We start from the raw sequence: 17,669 nt of genomic DNA on the forward strand, positions 1-17,669 counted from the left end.
GACGCCGATGAACATGGCCGTCGACCCGCGCCGGACACCGGAGCTGGCGCCCGCCGCTCTGGAGCTTTCCGGAATCAGGCGCAGCTTCGATGAGGGCGCGCGCCAGCTGCATATTCTCAACGGCGCGAATCTCCGGATCGAAGCGGGGGAAATGGTGGCGCTGGTCGCTCCTTCCGGAACCGGAAAATCCACCCTGCTGCATATTGCGGGACTGCTGGAACGCCCCGATGAAGGAGACGTGTTTCTCGGGCCGGTCAATTGCTCGGATCTGTCCGACGAGCAGCGTACCGCCATCCGCCGCAACGACATCGGCTTTGTCTACCAGTTCCATCACCTGCTGCCGGAATTCACTGCGCAGGAGAACATCATGATGCCGCAGATGATCCGCGGCCTGTCGAAAAAGATTGCTGCCGAGCGGGCCGATGAACTGCTGAGCTACCTGCGTCTCGGCGAACGGGGAAAACACCGGCCTTCCGAGCTTTCCGGAGGCGAACAGCAGCGGGTGGCGGTCGCCCGGGCGGTGGCCAATGCGCCGCGCATCCTGCTGCTCGACGAACCGACCGGCAATCTCGATCCGACCACGGCCAATTATGTCTTCGAGGCCCTGTCGGCGCTGGTGCGCGCTTCCGGAGTGGCAACGCTGTTTGCAACCCACAATCTGGAGCTGGCGGCGCGGATGGATCGGGCGATCACCCTCAAGGACGGGCTGGTGAAGCCGCTTTAGGTCCGGCACCGTTTGCGGATCATAGACGCCGGCGGGCTCCTTGCGGCGCCTGTGACGCGGTGGAACAAAGCGAAAACCCACCATTTTCATATAAATTGATCCTCCTGATGGCAACGGGAACAAAAAGGGCTTGCAAAGGGAACAAAAATGGAACATTCTCTTCTCACGCCATTATCCCAGTTTGGAGGGTCTGATGATTTACATCGCTCGTGATTTTGCCGCATTCGGGTCTCTGGTCTGTTTCTGCACGACTCTTGCGGTCTGGGGAGACGTTCTGTTCTCCGTCGGCTGAGGCAGGATGCCGATCCGAGGGGCGGACGGCAGGTTTCCCATGTCTGAGCTCCCGCAAAGATGATGCGTCAGCCCGTGCCCGCATGGACCGGCGGGCGATATGGGAAAGAACAGCGGTGACAACCGCTTTGACGGCTCGACAGATCTTTCGTGAAGCGCTTCACTTGGAAGCTGATTCTGGAAGATACGAGAAGCGCCGTCATGACTGATTTCCCACCTTCTGCGAGCGCCTCCTCCGAGGCTTCTGAAAACACGGGGCGGACAGGTGTCGGGCCGGGGTTCGTTCATCTCAGGGTTCATTCCGCGCTGTCGCTTCTTGAAGGCGCACTTCCGATCAAGAAGCTTCTTGATCTTGCCAAGGCCGACAATCAGCCGGCGCTGGCGATTGCCGACACCAACAATCTGTTCGGCGCGCAGGAGTTTTCCGCCAAGGCCTGGGGGGCGGGCATCCAGCCGATTACCGCCTGCCAGCTGTCGGTGTTTTTCGACGACGGCCTGGACAGCGGCCGGCGGGGCGAACCGGCCCTGGCCGATCTGGTTCTGATTGCCATGAGCGAAAACGGCTACGGCAATCTGATGGAACTGTCGTCGCGCGCCTTTCTCGACACGGAAACCGGGTTGCGGCCGCATGTGTCCATCGACTACCTGCTTTCCAAATCCGAAGACATCATCGTACTGACCGGTGGCGCGTCAGGGCCCATCGGCGCGGCGCTTCTGGCCGGGCGCAAGGATCTGGCCAAAGAGCGGCTGGAGAGACTTGCGGCATGTTTCGACCAGCGTTGTTACGTCGAGATCCAGCGCCACGGCATGGAGGCAGAACGCAAGACGGAGGAGGCCTTCCTCGAACTTGCCTATGAGATGAACCTGCCGCTGGTGGCGACCAACGAGGCGTTCTTTCCCGCGCGGGAGGACTATGAGGCGCATGACGCCCTGATCTGCATTGCCGAGGGACGGGTGCTGATCGAGGATGACCGGCGCCGGCTGACACCTGAGCATTATTTCAAGAGCCGCTCGGAGATGTGCGCGCTTTTCGCCGATCTGCCCGAGGCGCTGGCTTCAACGGTGGAGATCGCGAAACGCTGCCGCTTCCGTCCGCTGCGCCGGGATCCGATCCTGCCACGCTTTGCCGGAGCCGACGCCGATCCGGACGAGGCGAACCGTGCCGAGGCGGAGGAGCTGAAACGCCAGGCCCGCGAAGGTCTGCGTGCCCGGCTGGATGTCCACGGCCTCGCGCCGGGGCTGGAGGAGAAGGACTATTGGGACCGGCTCGAATATGAGACCGGAATCATCGAGCGGATGAAGTTTCCCGGCTACTTCCTGATCGTTGCCGATTTCATCAAATGGGCCAAGGCACAGGATATTCCTGTCGGACCGGGCCGCGGGTCCGGAGCGGGCTCGCTGGTGGCCTGGTCGCTGACCATCACCGATCTCGACCCGATGCGGTTCTCGCTGCTGTTCGAACGCTTCCTGAACCCGGAACGCGTATCGATGCCGGATTTCGACATCGACTTCTGCCAGAGCCGGCGTGAAGAGGTGATCCGCTACGTTCAGGAGAAATACGGCCGCCAGCAGGTGGCGCAGATCATCACCTTCGGATCGCTGCAGGCACGCGCCGTGCTGCGCGACGTCGGCCGGGTGCTGCAGATGCCCTACGGCCAGGTGGACCGGCTGTGCAAGCTGGTGCCGGCCAATCCGGCCAATCCGGTGACGCTCGGCCAGGCCATCAACGACGAGCCGCGCCTGCGCGAGGCGGCCAAGGAAGAGGAGAGCGTCGAGCGTCTTCTCGGCATGGCCCAGAAACTCGAGGGTCTGTACCGTCACGCGTCCACCCATGCGGCTGGCGTGGTGATCGGCGACCGGCCGCTGGAAAAGCTGGTGCCGCTCTACCGCGATCCGCGCTCCGACATGCCGGTCGCCCAGTTCAACATGAAGATGGTCGAGGATGCCGGGCTGGTGAAGTTCGACTTTCTCGGCCTGAAGACGCTGACCGTCATTGATACGGCGGTGAAGCTGATCGAACGGCGCGGCGTCGATGTGGATGTCGCCGCTCTGCCGATCGACGATGAGAAGACTTACAAGATGCTGGCGCGCGGCGAGACCTTCGGCGTGTTCCAGCTGGAAAGTCAGGGCATGCGCCGGGCCATCGCCGGCATGAAGCCGGACCGCTTCGAGGACATCATCGCGCTTGTGGCCCTCTACCGGCCGGGACCGATGGAGAACATCCCGGTCTATAACGCCGTCAAGCATGGCGAGCAGGAACCGGATTGCCTGCATCCGTTGCTGGAACCCATCCTGATGGAGACGAATGGCATCATCGTCTACCAGGAACAGGTAATGCAGATTGCCCAGGTTCTGTCAGGCTATTCCCTCGGCGAGGCGGATCTTCTCCGCCGGGCCATGGGCAAGAAGATCGCCGCGGAGATGGAGGTACAGCGCGCCCGATTCGTCGATGGTGCGGTGGAACGCGGCGTTCCCAAGGCTCAGGCCGGGACGATCTTCGACCTTGTGGCGAAATTCGCCAACTACGGCTTCAACAAGTCGCATGCGGCCGCCTATGCGCTGGTCTCCTATCACACGGCCTGGCTGAAGGCGAACTACCCGGTCGAGTTCATGGCCGCCTCGATGACCCTCGATCTGGGTAACACCGACAAGCTGGGCGACTTCCGTCAGGAAGCCCGGCGCATGGGGATCGTCATCGAGCAGCCGTCGATCAATCGCGGTCAGGTGTATTTCGATGTGGCCGACGGCAAGATCCTTTATGCCCTGGGGGCAATCAAGGGGGCGGGCGAACAGGCCGTGGAACATATTGTCGAGGTGAGGGGAGACAAGCCCTTCCAGAGTCTCGGCGATTTCGCCCGGCGCATCTCGCCGAAGGCGCTCAACAAGCGCACGCTGGAAAATCTGGTCGCCGCCGGGGCCTTCGACGAGCTGGAGCCCAACCGGGCGCGGGTCTTCGAAGGGCTCGACCGGATCATGGGCCTGGCGCAGCGTACGGAGGAAAACCGCACGCTCGGTCAGGACGAGCTTTTCGGCGGCAGCGACAGCGAGGAACCGCTGCAGCTCGACGAGGTGCAGCCCTGGTCGACGGAAGAAAAGCTGCAGCGCGAACATGCCGCCATCGGCTTCTATCTTTCCGCCCACCCGATCGACGAATACGCCAATATTCTCGACAAGATGCGGGTCCAGCCCTGGACGCAATTTGCCGAAGCCGTCAAGAAGGGGGCCTCGGCCGGCCGTCTCGCCGGCACGGTGATTTCCATGCAGGAGCGCAAGACCAAGACCGGCACGCGCATGGGCATCGCGCGTCTGTCGGATGCCACCGGCCAGTATGAGGCGTTGCTGTTCCGCGAAAAGCTGGAACAGTTCCGCGAACTGCTGCAGACCGGCCGCTCCGTCGTCGTTCTGGTCGGCGCCGACATGCGCGACGACGAACCGTCGCTCCGGATCGAGCAGGTGGATCCGATCGACAAGGTTGCCGCCCGCCTGCAGAAGAGCATGCGTGTCTTCGTCCGCGACGAACGTCCCATCCAGAGCCTTGCCAAACACCTGAAGATGCGCGGCGAGGGGGATGTGACGGTCATTGTTCTTCTGGAAAACGGGGCGCGGGAAGTGGAAGTCAAGCTTCCGGGCCGCTTCCGGCTGTCGCCCGAGATCGCCGGAGCGCTGAAGGCGGTGCCGGGCGTGACGGATGTGCAGGTGGCCTGAGAGACCGCAATCCGGCTTGCGAAAGACGGTCCCGTTCCTTTCGGCGCCGGGGGAACGGAACGCCGGACCTGCCCGGCGTTCCGTCGTGTTCAGGTTGTCTGAAGACGATTTCTCTTCGACAGATAGAGTGCGAACTCGATCACGGCCAATACAAGCATCGACAGTCCCACCAGGGGAAAGAAGATCCCCGCCGCAATCGCCATCACAAGCAAGGCGCGCGGGATGCGCCAGTCGCTGGGCAGCTGTGGGGCTCCGATGCCGCCCGCAGGACGACGCTTCCACCACATTACGGCGGCGGATACGCATAGTCCCACCATTGCAGCGCAGGCCAGCAGCAGCACGATCTGGTTGGCGAGTCCCCAGGCCTGGCCCATGTGGATGCTGATGCCCCATTCCGCGGCCCAGCCGAGCGGTCCGAGATCGTTGAGGCCCGCGTCGTACAGAACTTCCCCGGTATATTGATCGAGATGGATCACCCGTTCCCTGGTGACGTCGTCAGGATAGACCGAAGCTGTGAATACGCCTTCCGGACCCTTCGGCATGGAGAGGGCATAGCCGGGCACGATGCCAAGATTTTCCACCGTGGCGACAACCGTGTCGAGCGCCTGCGGCACACCTTCGGCGGCACCTGAAAGCGGCATGGGTTGCTTCTCCATGATCCAGGGGGCCCGGTCAACGGCATCGGCGACCGGCACGGTCGAGGTCGGTTTGTTCGACCAGTAGCCGTCAGGCATGCCGAGGCCCAGTTGGTAGGCATAATCATAGAACTTGCCGCCCCACACGGATGACCAGGGCAGACCGGTCATGGCGAGGAACACGATGAACAGGCCCGTATAGAGGCCTGTGACAGCATGCAGATCGCGCCACCAGGGACGGCCGCATTTCGCCTTGATGGAAACCGTGCCGACCTGGCGTCCGCGCGGCAGCCACAGGTAGATGCCGGTTCCGACCAGAAGAACCATCCAGCCGGCGACGGCCTCGATGACTCTGTTTCCGAGCCAGCCGACATACTCCAGGGAGTGGAGTTTGCGCACCACATACATGGCGGGACTTCCTGATGCGCCGCCATCCCAAAGGCTTCCCAGAACGGTTCCGTCGTAGGGATCGACGTAGAGTGTGTCCTGCAGACCGTCTTCGCCGACAATCTTGACCTGCGCGCTCCGGTCGGCCGCGGCGGGCGGACCGTAAGCCGTCAGTCTTCCGGGATGGGAAGCGAGGGCCGCAGCGGTGATTTGCGAGGGCGACAGTCTCGTGCCGTCTGTCGGCGTGACGAAGCGCAGCTGGCTGTAGGCTGCGTCGTTGATTTCATCCTTGAAAAGATAGATCCCGCCGGTAACGGCGAGAATGACGACGAAAGGCAGGATCAGAAGGCCCGCCACGAAGTGCCAGCGCCATACGGCGCGATAGAGCGCGGAACTTGCTCCGCGTTTGATTTGTTCTGACATGGAAGAGTCCAGAGTTCGCCCGCCGAAGATCTGTTCGGATTTCGGACGGGGCGGATTGAGAAAACGGGAAAGCGGTGCGTACCGGCTTTTACCGACTCAGATGGGCGAAATGCCTGAAATGGGGGCCCTCACGGATACGGCGCAGTGTCTGTCTTCCGTGGCGTGAGGTCGTGCTGTTTCATGGCAAGCCGGGGCGCGCAGGTCTGGTCGCCCGGCGCAGAAAAGACGGATCTGACGCTCATGGTCTGTGAGCGCGGTCCTGTTTCCCGCCAGGTCGAAAGCAAAACTGTTTACGCCAGCACCGGAGGAGGCGCGCGGGCAAGCCGGATAAAAACGCTCGGACGCCGGCGGATCTGGTCCTGAAAGGCGATATGCGCAATGGGGATACGCAGGGCGGACACTGCGGGAAGAGCCGGAATCGAAAGATCGACGGCGGTCTGGCCATGAAGCGACCAGTCGCACAGGCGGCTGTCCCGCTCCGTGGGCTGATCCCCGGGAAGCCGCAAGTCGCCATCCTTGCCGACAATCATTTCCAGAGGGCCGGAGCCGGTGCAGATAACGATTCTGGGCAGGCCATCGGCGTCGGCAACGGTCATTGTCCCCGGCGCCATCAACGACAGCAGCAGGAACGGGATCATCGCGAACCAGGCAATGAACGTCACAGGCAACGGGGCAGAGCTCCGCCGGCTTTTACAGCAGCCTGTGATTTGCGATGTGTTCATTCTGATCCGGTTTCGTTTCGCGAAGAGGCCAGTGCGGACGGAGCAGGACCATAGTTGAGTCAACAGCATCAGAAAAGGGCCGTATGTCCCTGTGCCGTCTTTTTTGCGACTTTACCGTGTCCTGATGACCGTTTGGAGAAAGAGCATTTCCGGTCCGAAAGCTCGCGTCATGACCCAGCAAGTTGTTGCCGGGACGCCGATGCGGCCGTCAAAAGACGATCGGGCAGGACATGTTCCCGCGTGCCGCCGTTAAACCGCTCTTGCGTCAGCCTGAACTCGAAACCGCCAATAAGTCCTCTTGGTCTGCGAGGTGACAACTTGCTGAAACTTCAAATCCAAAGGGCGCGGCGCGTCAAACGCGCGTGCGCACGCCCACCAGAAGCTCCGTTTCCAGCTGGGGGCCATGCAGAACGGAAATGTCTCCGGTGGTTTCCAGAACAACCGCCCGCACGTCTGAGAGAGACAGAACATTCGCCTCCCGCAATTTCGCATGGATATCGTTCCGGGCGACGCGGGTCTCCCGCAAGGCTTCCGGCAGGAAGGCGCCGTCCTGCATGAGCAGGATCGGGGTGTTCTGGGACAGCTGCTGAAATTTGTCGGAAGCCCTGCGCCAGCGCGCCACGACGAATTGCACGGACAAAAGTGTCGTGATCGCAAGGCAGCTTTGCACGAAGTCCGGCCAGGTTGTCGCCTGGCTCGCCCCTGCCAGCAGCGACCCGGTCGCGACCGTCACCACGAAATCGAAGGACGTCATTTTCGAAAATGCCCGCAGGCCGATGACCCGCACGACAAAAACCACCCAGATCAACGCGAGGGTGGACAGCAACGCGGCCCGCACGACCGTGTCGAGGGGAACGGACTCGAAAAACATCACCACATCGCCTCCTTTTTCAAGGCGATGCAGCGGGAAATCCGGTCTCGATGCCGAGTGGTGCGGATCATTGTCTGATGTCCCTGGTCTGTTGCCGCTGTCAAGGGATCAACTGCCCGGCAGGCTCATGGTTCCGAGGTGATGATGTTTCAGTCGCCCTCGGCCTGTGGCGGTGTGCCGTTTGAGGTCCAGCCCGGCAGGCCTGCCACAGGAAACGGGTCGTTAGCCCGGCTGGATGAGCCTTGAGCCGGCGGCATAGACCTGCATCCACTTCAAAATGGACCAGGACTTGCGCAGTCCTGTCGGCCAGAATGGATCCTCGCGGATCAGCTGCTCGATGTCCTCTTCCCTGTACGCCTCGACGATCCAGAGTCCGTCACGGCCGGCTCCCGAGGGATCAGACAGTGGGCCGGCCGCCTCGATCCTACCGCGGTGGTTTTCCAGAAAGTCGAGATGCCGGGACATATGGGTCTTGCGGATATCCGGATCCGCATCGGGATTGTCCTCGAACAGGATGACGAATTTCATGAGGTCGGCTCCTTTGGTGAAGTGGCCGCAGGTTGGCACGGCGGAACTGACGATTGAGTCGACATATTTGCCGTTCTAGTCTGCAATTATGCAGAGCCATGACTGGAACGACTTGAAATACCTGCTGGCGCTCCACCGAAGCGGAAAGCTTAAGGAGGCGGGCCTTGCGACCGGCGTGAGCGACACGACGATTGCCCGGCGCGTCCGTCGCATTGAAGACGCGCTTGGCGTCTCCCTGTTCCTGCGCAGTGCTTCCGGTCTCTATGAGCCGACGGATGCGGGCCTGGAGATCATTGCCCATGCAGAAAGAGTCGAACGGGAAAATATCGCGATTGGCGAGAAACTGGGTGGTATCGCCGGGCGCGTGACAGGTGTGGTGCGCATCAGTTCCGTGCCGGTCATCGTCAACCGTGTGCTGATCCCCGCTCTGTCAAGCCTGACCGCCAAACACCCGCAGCTGGCCATCGAACTGGTGCCATCTGCGGGCAACCTGGATCTGTCCAGGCGGGAGGCCGACCTGGCGGTGCGCTTTGCCAGACCGGCCCGCGGCGGCCTGCGCGTTCGGGCGCAGAAACTGGGGGAACTGGCGTTTGACGTCTACGGGCCGAAGAGGGAGGGAAACCCGAAGGCACTGCCCTGGATCGGCTATGACGAGGCGTGTTCCGGACTGCCGCAGGCGCAATGGATTGAAGCGGAATTGGCGCACGAGGGTGCCACGCGTGCGCCGCTGAGAGTGACGGACGCCGAAACCGCCCTGGAAGCGGCCGGCGCCGGACTTGGCAGGACGATCCTGCCGCGGCTGATTGCCGACAAGGACCCGCGCTTGTCGAGGATTCCCGGCCGCGACGGTGCGGCCCTGCCGCTGCGGGATGTCTGGCTTCTGTCCCACGTCGACCAGAGCGCTCGAGCGTCGCTCGCCGTCGTCAAGGACTGGCTGGTGGGGATATCATGGAGTAGTGATAGTTGAGTGGGATATGGCATGGGCGTCGAGCACGGCATGACTCGCAAACGCGGGGCTGTTCATTCCCGTGAAGTCAAGCGTATCCAAATCCTCCCAGGTTTTTCCGCAAATACCGGTCTCGTTTTGTCGGATCGCCACATCGTCCCGGCTATTCTGCCATTCACCGGACAAATCCGCTCTTTTGGCCTTGAAATAATTTCCTTCGCCAACTATAAGGCGCGCATTCCACACGCAGGGGCGGAACCTGAGCCTTATCGGGGTCCATCCGGTGGCCGGCGGGAGAAATCCTTCGGCCCACAAACTCCTGCGGAGGTCAAACCGGAAAACCAGGAGAGCAAGCCCAATGGCATTGCCCGATTTCACCATGCGTCAGCTCTTGGAAGCTGGCGTCCACTTCGGTCACCAGAAGCACCGTTGGAACCCGCGCATGGGTTCGTACATCTTTGGTGTACGCAACGATGTTCATATCATGGACCTGTCCCAGACCGTTCCGCTGCTGCATCAGGCGCTGAAAGCGGTTTCTGACACAGTTGCAGGCGGTGGCCGCGTTCTGATCGTCGGCACCAAGCGTCAGGCACAGGAAGCGGTGGCGACTTCCGCGCGCAACTCCGCGCAGTATTTCGTCAACGCCCGCTGGCTTGGCGGCATGCTGACCAACTGGAAGACCATTTCCCAGTCCATTCAGCGCCTTCGCAAGCTGGAAGAGACCCTGTCCTCCGATGCAGCGAACTCCCTGACCAAGAAAGAACGCCTGTTCATGGACCGCGAGCGCGAGAAGCTCGAGCGGAACCTGGGCGGTATCAAGGACATGGGCGGCATCCCGGACCTGATCTTCGTGATCGACACCAACCGTGAAGCCATCGCCATCCAGGAAGCCCGTCGTCTGGGTATTCCGGTTGCCGCGATCCTTGACTCCAACTGTAATCCGGACGGCATCACCTATCCGGTGCCGGGCAACGACGATGCCGGCCGTGCGATCGCACTCTACTGTGACCTGATCGCCCGCGCTGCCATTGACGGTATTTCCCGCGCCCAGGGCGCATCGGGCATGGATGTCGGTGCATCGGAAGAGGCTCCGGTCGAAGAAGCTCTGGCGGCTCCTGTCGCGGAAGAGGCTCCGGCTGCTGCCGAGCCGGCCGCAGCTGAAGCCGAGCCGGTTGCTGCCGAAGCAGAAAAGGCCGCTCCGGCCGCTGCTGACGCCTGAAACAGGTCTGCCGCGGTTCATGCGGCAGAAACATGTTGAATTCGCAAGGCGGGCTGCACTTTGTTGCAGCCCCGTCATAAAGACGCGGAAAGCCATGGGCTAAACCGTGTCTCACCCGAAACCCCCATGCACGAGGCAATCGATGAGCATTACCGCTGCGATGGTAAAAGAGCTCCGCGAGAAATCCGGCGCTGGCATGATGGACTGCAAGACCGCCCTCACAGAAACCGGCGGTGATATGGAAGCGGCAATCGACTGGCTGCGCACCAAGGGCCTGGCCAAGGCGGCCAAGAAGGCCGGCCGTGTGGCCGCCGAAGGTCTGGTGGGCGTTGCTACCGATGGCACCAAGGCTGCAGTTATCGAGCTGAACTCCGAAACCGACTTCGTTTCCCGCAATGAAGGCTTCCAGGAACTGGTTTCCAAGGTCGCCCAGGTTGCCGTGACGACCGACGGATCGGTTGAAGCCGTTTCCGCCGCCGATCTCGGCGGCAAGCCGGTCTCCGAAGCGATCACCGAAGCAATCGCCACCATTGGCGAGAACATGACCCTGCGCCGCACCGCGGCCCTGTCGGTCGGTGAAGGCGTTGTCTCCACCTATGTTCACGGCGCTGTTGTCGACGGTCTCGGCAAGATCGGTGTGCTGGTCGCGCTGGAATCTTCCGGCGACAAGGACAAGCTCAACGCACTTGGCCGTCAGATTGCCATGCATGTTGCCGCGACCAGCCCGCTGGCGCTGGACACCGATTCACTTGACCCGGCTGTGGTCGAGCGTGAAAAGTCTGTGTTCTCCGAGCAGGCCCGCGATTCCGGCAAGCCGGAAAACATCATCGAAAAAATGGTGGAAGGACGTCTGCGCAAGTTCTACGAGGAAGTTACCCTCGTGAAACAGGCATTCGTCATCAATCCGGACCAGACGGTTGAGCAGGCTGTCGAAGGTTTGGCAAAGGATCTCGGTACCGGGGTCAAGCTCACCGGCTTCGTACGCTTCGCCCTCGGCGAGGGGATCGAGAAGGAAGAGCAGGATTTCGCCGCGGAAGTGGCGGCTGCCTCAGGGCAGTAAGTTCCAGGAAAAGCGCCGGCCAGTCCGGCGCTTTTTTTTAGAGCCTCCCGTGTTCGGCCAATTGTGGGACACCTTGCTCTGACGCTAGAGATGGGATCTGTTTTCAGACCTCCAGTCGAGACCGGCTGGAGGTCTGAAAACAGATCTGGATGATGACTTTCACGAAGGGCGCAGCCATGACGAATTCCTTGCGATGGAAACGGATCCTCCTGAAACTTTCCGGCGAGGCCCTTATGGGTACGCAGGCCTTCGGGATCGACCCGGCCATCGTGCAGAGGATCGCCAAGGAAATCGCCGATGCGGTGGCACTGGGCGCCCAGGTCGGGGTTGTCGTGGGGGGCGGCAACATCTTTCGCGGGGTGGCCGTGGCGGCCAAGGGTGGCAACCGGGTCACCGGCGACCACATGGGCATGCTGGCCACCATCATGAACAGCCTGACGCTGGCCGACGCCCTGCGCCGGCTGAAGGTCAACGCCCGCGTCCTGTCCGCCGTTGCCGTTCCGTCGATCTGCGAGACCTTTTCCCAGCGCGTCGCCGACCGCTACATGGAAGACGGCGATGTCATCGTCTTTGCCGGCGGCACGGGCAACCCGTTCTTCACCACCGACAGCGGTGCGGCGCTCAGGGCTGCGGAAATGAAATGCGATGCCTTTCTCAAGGGCACCCAGGTGGATGGCGTCTATTCGGAAGATCCGAAGCTCAATCCGGATGCGGAGCGTTATGATACCCTCGGCTACGATGAGATCATCAGCCGCAATCTCAAGGTGATGGACACCACCGCGATTGCGCTGGCGCGCGACAATTCCATTCCGGTTATCGTCTTTTCCATCCATACGCCCGGGGCTCTTGTCAGCGTATTGCAGGAAACCGGCACCTATACTGTCGTCGGCGGCTAGGCCGTGGCGGGGCCGGGCTGCTCCGCACGTTCGCACCGGCTGAAACCGATGGTCGATTCCGGAGTCGGGCGGTGCGAAGCCACGGGGGAGGCTGGTGTTTTCAGCTCCACGCGATGCCCGGGGCCGCAAGGCGTGGTGTCCGGTGCCCCTTGAGGCTGCCACCGGCGCCGAATTGTCAACAGAACAGGCAGATGCACTTGTGTTTCAGCGCGTTTATGCCATGTTGGCGCGCGCCGGGACTCTATCAAGCCAAGTCAAAAACAAGAGTGAGGACAAAATGTCGGTAGAAGGTGTCGATCTGGACGACTTGAAGCGCCGGATGCAAGGAGCTCTTGCTTCTCTGAAAACCGATTTCTCAGGCCTTCGCACCGGACGGGCATCCGCCTCCATGCTGGATCCCATCTCCGTTCAGGCCTATGGCCAGTCCATGCCGATCAGCCAGGTTGGCACCGTGTCCGTGCCGGAGCCGCGCATGGTCGCGATCCAGGTCTGGGACAAGACTATGGTGGCTGCGGTTGAACGGGCGATTCGGGAATCGAATCTCGGTCTGAACCCGGTCGTCGACGGTCAGCTGCTGCGCCTGCCGATTCCCGAACTCAACCAGGAACGCCGCCAGGATCTGATCAAGGTTGCCCACAAATACGCCGAACAGGCGCGGGTCGCGATCCGTCACGTACGCCGCGACGGCATGGACACCGCGAAAAAGGCCGAGAAAGACGGGGTTATCTCCCAGGACGACAGCCGTGTCGCTTCCGACGAAGTGCAGAAACTGACCGATCAGATGATCGGTGAGGTGGACAGCATGCTGGAGAAAAAAGAGCAGGAAATTTCCCAGGTCTGATCGGACCGGAACCTGTGAGTGGGGGAGCCCAATGAGCGTCAGCCCGGACCGGACACCGCAGGTATCTGCCGCGGAAGGTTCCAGCGCGAAACTGCCGCGGCACGTTGCATTCATCATGGATGGCAACGGACGATGGGCCACTGCGCGCGGCCTGCCGCGGACGGAGGGCCATCGCCACGGGCTGGAGGCCCTGCGCCGGGTGATCCGGCATGCCGGCAATCTCGGCATCGACGTGATCACCATCTACAGTTTTTCTTCCGAGAACTGGAGCCGTCCGGAAACCGAAGTCTCCTTTCTCATGGGGCTCTTGCGGCGTTTCGTGCAGCGTGATCTGAGCGAACTCCACGACGCCAACGTGCGCATCCGGATCATCGGCAGCCGCGACGAACTGGAGCCGGGCATCGCCGCGCTGTTGCAGGAGGCCGAGGATCTGACCCGCAACAATACCGGGCTGAACCTCGTGGTTGCCTTCAATTACGGTGCCCGCGTGGAAATCCTCCGGGCCGCCAGGGCACTGGCTGAGAAGGTCAAGTCCGGCGAAATCGAGCCGCAGGACATCACCGAAGCCACATTTTCGGACACGCTGGATACCGGCGGCTTGCCCGATCCGGATCTGATTATCCGCACCAGCGGCGAGATGCGCCTTTCCAATTTTCTCTTGTGGCAGGCGGCCTATTCCGAATTCTATTTCTGTGACAAGCACTGGCCGGATTTCGACGAAGCGGCATTCGATGAGGCATTGAACTGTTTTGGCAACCGGCAGCGCCGGTATGGCGGTCTTGATGCCAAGGCGTTGTAGCGGCCGACCCGCATCATGACAGATCCAGAACAAACTCCCAAAAAACTGTCGGATCTCGGCCTGAGATTCGCATCGGCGGTCATTCTAGGACCGCTGGTGCTGCTGATCATCTGGCTGGGCGGATTGCCCTATGCAGCTCTGATGCTCGTGGCCATGATGCTGTTCCTGTGGGAATGGTTCTCCATCACCGCAACACGCCACGGATCGTTTGCGGCGCTGGTCGGGCAGGGGGCGCTTGTCGCGCTCACGCTGTTCGATCTGGCGGGGTTTGCCGAAATCGGCCTCGCAATGCTGTTGCTGGGAGCCTGTGCCGCCTATGCATCGGCCCGGTTCACCAGGGCAGGGAGATGGAACGCGGAGGGGATCCTGTACAGCGGATGCTCGCTTTTCGCGCTTCTTGCGATCCGGGACGGAACCGGCGGGATGGTGTTCACCTTCTTTCTTGTGTTCGTGGTCTGGGCGACGGACATCTTCGCCTATTTCACCGGCCGGGCTCTTGGCGGTCCCAAGCTTTGGTCACGGGTTTCGCCGAAGAAAACCTGGTCCGGCGCCATTGGCGGACTGATCCTCGCGGCCGTGTTCGGTGTCGGGGTGGTTGTTGTTGCCGGGACCGGCACGCAGGATCTTCCTGTCTGGGCCTTGCTTGCCGCCGCGCTCTCTGTCGTCTCCCAGGCCGGCGATCTCCTGGAATCCGCGGTCAAGCGCAGGTTCGACGTCAAGGATTCCAGTCGTCTCATTCCCGGCCACGGGGGAATCATGGATCGGATAGACGGTCTTGTCGCCGCCGCCATTTTCGCCGTTGTGATCGGCGTGGTTGCCGGCGGAGGGCTGCGGGATCCGATTGCGGGTCTGGGGCTGCATTAGGGTGTTGAAGATCAGATGGTTTCACCCCGTGTCGTCAGCGTGCCTGACCGGGCAGGAAGCCCGCTCCGCGCACGCTTCCTAACCCGGGGTTCGCCATTTCACATGCCATTTCGTCTTCATTTATGAGTTCACACCCTAAGTCTGGAGTTGCAAGCATGGCGGCCGGAACCGCTTTCATCGACGAGACTGCGCCGATACGCATCATCGTGCTTGGTGCGACCGGGTCGATCGGCCAGAGCCTGGCGGATCTGATCGCACGGTCGCCCGAGCGGTTCGACGTGGTCGCCCTTGTGGCGAACCGCAATGCGAAGGCCCTCGCGGAGATGGCCAGGACCCTGAAGGCGTCTTCAGCCGTTCTTGCGGATGCGTCCTGCTACGGGGACCTGGCCGGCCATCTTGAAGGGACCGGTATCGCGGTTTCCGCGGGAAATGCAGCGGTCCTTGAGGCGGTCGAGCACGAGGCCGACCTCGTGGTCGGCGCCATTGTCGGCGCCGCCGGTCTGGCGCCCACCATGGCGGCGATCCGGCCCGGCCGGAGGATCGCCCTTGCCAACAAGGAATGTCTGGTCTGCGCGGGCGATCTCTTCATGGAGAAAATCCGCCGGACCGGCGCCGAGCTTCTGCCGGTGGACAGTGAGCACAACGCCATTTTTCAGGTGTTCGAATCCGAAAAGGCGGACCAGGTCGAAAAGGTCATCCTGACCGCCTCGGGCGGCCCTTTCAGAACGTTTTCCAGGGCCGAAATGGCGGGTGTGACGCCGCAGCAGGCTCTGAAACATCCGAATTGGGACATGGGCGCGCGGGTCACCATCGACAGCGCCACGATGATGAACAAGGGCTTCGAGGTGATCGAGGCATCCCATCTTTTTCCCGTGAACCACGACCAGCTGGGTGTTCTGGTGCACCCGCAATCCGCCGTTCACGGTCTCGTCCAGTACAGGGACGGTTCCCTTCTGGCGCAGCTCGGCAGTCCGGACATGCGCACGCCGATCGCCCATTGCCTGGCCTATCCGCGCAGGATGGCGGCACCGGTCAAGCGGCTCGATCTGGCGGAGCTGGGCACGCTGACCTTCGAGGCGCCCGATCCGGTCCGCTTCCCCGCGCTCCAGCTTGCCATCGACGCCATGAAGACGGCCGGCGGTGCTCCGGCGGTGCTGAACGCTGCCGACGAAGTCGCCGTCGAGGCTTTCCTGACAGGAAAAACCCGCTTTCCGGACATCTCCTCAGCCATCGAGGCGGTGCTGGAGCGAATGGCGGGTGAGGGCCGGCTGGGGACCTGCGAAGGGATCGAGGAGGTTCTGGCTCTTGACGGGGAAGCCAGGCTGAAAACACGCGAATGGATCGGGTCCAGGCATTGACCGGTTTCCTGTCTTTCGAAATATTTGCGGCGGACCATTAACACGCCGTAATTTTCCTTTTAGTACAGTGGCTCCAGACACTCCAAGCTGTGCAGGATCGGACGCCCTTTATGGACCTTCTTTTTTCCGCGTATTCCCTTATCGTCGGTACCATCATCCCCTTTCTGTTCGTGCTGACGATCGTGGTGTTTTTCCACGAGCTTGGTCATTTCGCCGTTGCCCGCTGGTGCAACGTCAAGGTGGACGCCTTTTCGGTCGGGTTCGGCCGCGAGATCATCGGACGGATGGACAGCAAGGGCACGCGGTGGAAACTCTGCATGATTCCCCTTGGCGGATACGTGAAGTTCGCGGGCGACGAGAACGCAGCCAGCGTGCCGAGCCGTGAGCTGATCGCCCAGATGAGCGAAGAGGACCGCAAGACCGCGTTTATCGCCAAGCCGGTGTGGCAAAGAGCGGCTGTGGTGGCGGCGGGACCGCTCGCGAATTTCCTTCTGGCAATCGTCATCTTCGCGACGCTCTTCATGATGACGGGCAAGCAGGGACTTGAGCCGGTCGTCGAGGAGGTCTTTCCGGGACGGGCCGCCGAGCGCAGCGGTATCCAGGCGGGAGATATCATCCGGGAAATCGACGGGCGCGAAATACACACTTTCGGCGAACTGCGGCAGATCGTGCTGATGAACGCCAATACGCCGCTTGTCTTCGAGGTTGAGCGCGACGGAAACCTCATCGATCTGACGGTCACGCCGGACGCTCGGGAAAAAGAGGTGTTTCTCGGCGAACGGCAGATGGCGGGAGATATCGGCCTGCGCGGTTCCAGCGATCCCCAGCATCTTGTGCGCATCAAGTACGGGCCGGTCGGTGCGGTCAATGAAGGGGTGCTTGAAACCTGGCGGATCATGGCGGGGACGGTCAATTACGTCTGGGGCGTGATTTCCCAGCGCCAGTCCGCCGATCAGCTCGGTGGTCCCATTCGTGTTGCGCAGATATCCGGTCAGGTGGCCGACCTGGGCTTCCTTCCGCTGATTTCCCTCACCGCCGTCCTGTCCGTGAGCATCGGCTTGATCAATCTGGCTCCGGTGCCGATTCTCGACGGAGGTCATCTGCTTTACTTCGCTGCCGAGGCCCTGCGAGGCAAGCCGCTGAGCGAAAGGGTTCAGGATGTGGGGTTCCGGATCGGGCTGGGGCTTGTTCTGATGATGATGGTGTTTGTCACATGGAAGGATATCATGCGATTGTTGGGGCCAAGTTCCTAGGCAATCCGCGGTCTGGTGGAGGTGCGCCCCTCCACGGGCCGTGACATTGACGCAACGTCTTCTGACTAAATCGCTTTCACCCGGGAAGTGCAGTTGCGTTATCGGTAAAATCCTATAAAACGATCATCGGTTCCGAGAATCTGCCAG

At 61.7% G+C, this 17,669-nt stretch carries 15 protein-coding genes; 11 read left to right on the forward strand and 4 right to left on the reverse strand.

The features are described from left to right. Positions 1 to 7: 7 nt before the first annotated feature. Positions 8 to 724: an ABC transporter ATP-binding protein gene (locus DCO57_RS05160; RefSeq protein WP_116697983.1), complete on the forward strand. Its 717-nt coding sequence runs from the start codon at positions 8 to 10 to the stop codon at positions 722 to 724. A gap of 492 nt (positions 725 to 1,216) precedes the next feature. Next, positions 1,217 to 4,720 (forward strand): DNA polymerase III subunit alpha, encoded by a 3,504-nt coding sequence (gene dnaE, locus DCO57_RS05165; RefSeq protein WP_165814647.1) that lies wholly within the window; start codon positions 1,217 to 1,219, stop codon positions 4,718 to 4,720. Between the two features lie 89 nt (positions 4,721 to 4,809). Here the strand turns inward: dnaE and DCO57_RS05170 are convergent, their stop codons facing one another. The 4 genes from DCO57_RS05170 to DCO57_RS05185 form a co-directional block, all read right to left on the reverse strand. Beyond that, the gene (locus tag DCO57_RS05170; protein WP_116697806.1) at positions 4,810 to 6,165 is read right to left on the reverse strand and encodes a PepSY domain-containing protein; all 1,356 of its coding nucleotides are present in this window, start codon (positions 6,163 to 6,165) and stop codon (positions 4,810 to 4,812) included. Between the two features lie 290 nt (positions 6,166 to 6,455). After that, positions 6,456 to 6,827 carry a DUF2946 family protein gene (locus DCO57_RS05175; protein WP_244287887.1) on the reverse strand — a complete coding sequence of 124 codons (372 nt, stop codon included), beginning with the start codon at positions 6,825 to 6,827 and terminating at the stop codon, positions 6,456 to 6,458. Positions 6,828 to 7,239: 412 nt separating this feature from the next. After that, entirely contained in the window at positions 7,240 to 7,758 is a 519-nt protein-coding gene (locus DCO57_RS05180) for a YetF domain-containing protein (RefSeq protein ID WP_116697808.1), read from the reverse strand. Positions 7,759 to 7,980: 222 nt separating this feature from the next. Further along, positions 7,981 to 8,286, reverse strand: coding sequence for a YciI family protein (locus tag DCO57_RS05185; protein ID WP_116697809.1), 306 nt, complete (start codon positions 8,284 to 8,286; stop codon positions 7,981 to 7,983). Between the two features lie 88 nt (positions 8,287 to 8,374). Between DCO57_RS05185 and DCO57_RS05190 the strand changes: the two genes are divergently transcribed. The 9 genes from DCO57_RS05190 (at position 8,375) to rseP (ending at position 17,522) form a co-directional block, all read left to right on the forward strand. Then, on the forward strand, positions 8,375 to 9,253 hold the full coding sequence (locus tag DCO57_RS05190; protein WP_116697810.1) for a LysR family transcriptional regulator: 879 nt from the start codon (positions 8,375 to 8,377) through the stop codon (positions 9,251 to 9,253). Positions 9,254 to 9,590: 337 nt separating this feature from the next. Further along, positions 9,591 to 10,451 carry a 30S ribosomal protein S2 gene (rpsB, locus tag DCO57_RS05195; RefSeq protein ID WP_116697811.1) on the forward strand — a complete coding sequence of 287 codons (861 nt, stop codon included), beginning with the start codon at positions 9,591 to 9,593 and terminating at the stop codon, positions 10,449 to 10,451. 142 nt (positions 10,452 to 10,593) lie between these two features. Further along, on the forward strand, positions 10,594 to 11,511 hold the full coding sequence (tsf, locus tag DCO57_RS05200) for a translation elongation factor Ts (RefSeq protein ID WP_116697812.1): 918 nt from the start codon (positions 10,594 to 10,596) through the stop codon (positions 11,509 to 11,511). Positions 11,512 to 11,687: 176 nt separating this feature from the next. After that, positions 11,688 to 12,407, forward strand: coding sequence for a UMP kinase (gene pyrH, locus DCO57_RS05205; protein ID WP_116697985.1), 720 nt, complete (start codon positions 11,688 to 11,690; stop codon positions 12,405 to 12,407). A 277-nt stretch (positions 12,408 to 12,684) separates the two neighbouring features. After that, positions 12,685 to 13,248, forward strand: coding sequence for a ribosome recycling factor (gene frr / locus DCO57_RS05210; RefSeq protein WP_116697813.1), 564 nt, complete (start codon positions 12,685 to 12,687; stop codon positions 13,246 to 13,248). A gap of 31 nt (positions 13,249 to 13,279) precedes the next feature. Continuing rightward, complete coding sequence (locus DCO57_RS05215; protein WP_116697814.1) at positions 13,280 to 14,047, forward strand: isoprenyl transferase; 768 nt, start codon at positions 13,280 to 13,282, stop codon at positions 14,045 to 14,047. 15 nt (positions 14,048 to 14,062) lie between these two features. After that, positions 14,063 to 14,911, forward strand: coding sequence for a phosphatidate cytidylyltransferase (locus tag DCO57_RS05220; protein ID WP_116697815.1), 849 nt, complete (start codon positions 14,063 to 14,065; stop codon positions 14,909 to 14,911). A 155-nt stretch (positions 14,912 to 15,066) separates the two neighbouring features. Beyond that, on the forward strand, positions 15,067 to 16,269 hold the full coding sequence (gene dxr, locus DCO57_RS05225; protein WP_116697816.1) for a 1-deoxy-D-xylulose-5-phosphate reductoisomerase: 1,203 nt from the start codon (positions 15,067 to 15,069) through the stop codon (positions 16,267 to 16,269). A gap of 110 nt (positions 16,270 to 16,379) precedes the next feature. After that, the gene (rseP, locus tag DCO57_RS05230) at positions 16,380 to 17,522 is read left to right on the forward strand and encodes an RIP metalloprotease RseP (protein ID WP_116697817.1); all 1,143 of its coding nucleotides are present in this window, start codon (positions 16,380 to 16,382) and stop codon (positions 17,520 to 17,522) included. Positions 17,523 to 17,669 lie beyond the last annotated feature (147 nt).

The sequence above is a fragment of the Labrenzia sp. 011 genome (assembly GCF_003075075.1).
In the GTDB taxonomy this organism is placed as follows: Bacteria; Pseudomonadota; Alphaproteobacteria; order Rhizobiales; family Stappiaceae; genus Roseibium.

Coding starts and splice junctions, on each gene's coding strand:
- DCO57_RS05160 (WP_116697983.1), top strand. CDS start 8: ATGAACATGGCCGTCGACCCGCGCCGGACACCGGAGCTGGCGCCCGCC.
- dnaE (WP_165814647.1), top strand. CDS start 1,217: ATGACTGATTTCCCACCTTCTGCGAGCGCCTCCTCCGAGGCTTCTGAA.
- DCO57_RS05170 (WP_116697806.1), bottom strand. CDS start 6,165: ATGTCAGAACAAATCAAACGCGGAGCAAGTTCCGCGCTCTATCGCGCC.
- DCO57_RS05180 (WP_116697808.1), bottom strand. CDS start 7,758: ATGTTTTTCGAGTCCGTTCCCCTCGACACGGTCGTGCGGGCCGCGTTG.
- DCO57_RS05185 (WP_116697809.1), bottom strand. CDS start 8,286: ATGAAATTCGTCATCCTGTTCGAGGACAATCCCGATGCGGATCCGGAT.
- DCO57_RS05190 (WP_116697810.1), top strand. CDS start 8,375: ATGCAGAGCCATGACTGGAACGACTTGAAATACCTGCTGGCGCTCCAC.
- rpsB (WP_116697811.1), top strand. CDS start 9,591: ATGGCATTGCCCGATTTCACCATGCGTCAGCTCTTGGAAGCTGGCGTC.
- tsf (WP_116697812.1), top strand. CDS start 10,594: ATGAGCATTACCGCTGCGATGGTAAAAGAGCTCCGCGAGAAATCCGGC.
- pyrH (WP_116697985.1), top strand. CDS start 11,688: ATGACGAATTCCTTGCGATGGAAACGGATCCTCCTGAAACTTTCCGGC.
- frr (WP_116697813.1), top strand. CDS start 12,685: ATGTCGGTAGAAGGTGTCGATCTGGACGACTTGAAGCGCCGGATGCAA.
- DCO57_RS05215 (WP_116697814.1), top strand. CDS start 13,280: ATGAGCGTCAGCCCGGACCGGACACCGCAGGTATCTGCCGCGGAAGGT.
- DCO57_RS05220 (WP_116697815.1), top strand. CDS start 14,063: ATGACAGATCCAGAACAAACTCCCAAAAAACTGTCGGATCTCGGCCTG.
- dxr (WP_116697816.1), top strand. CDS start 15,067: ATGGCGGCCGGAACCGCTTTCATCGACGAGACTGCGCCGATACGCATC.
- rseP (WP_116697817.1), top strand. CDS start 16,380: ATGGACCTTCTTTTTTCCGCGTATTCCCTTATCGTCGGTACCATCATC.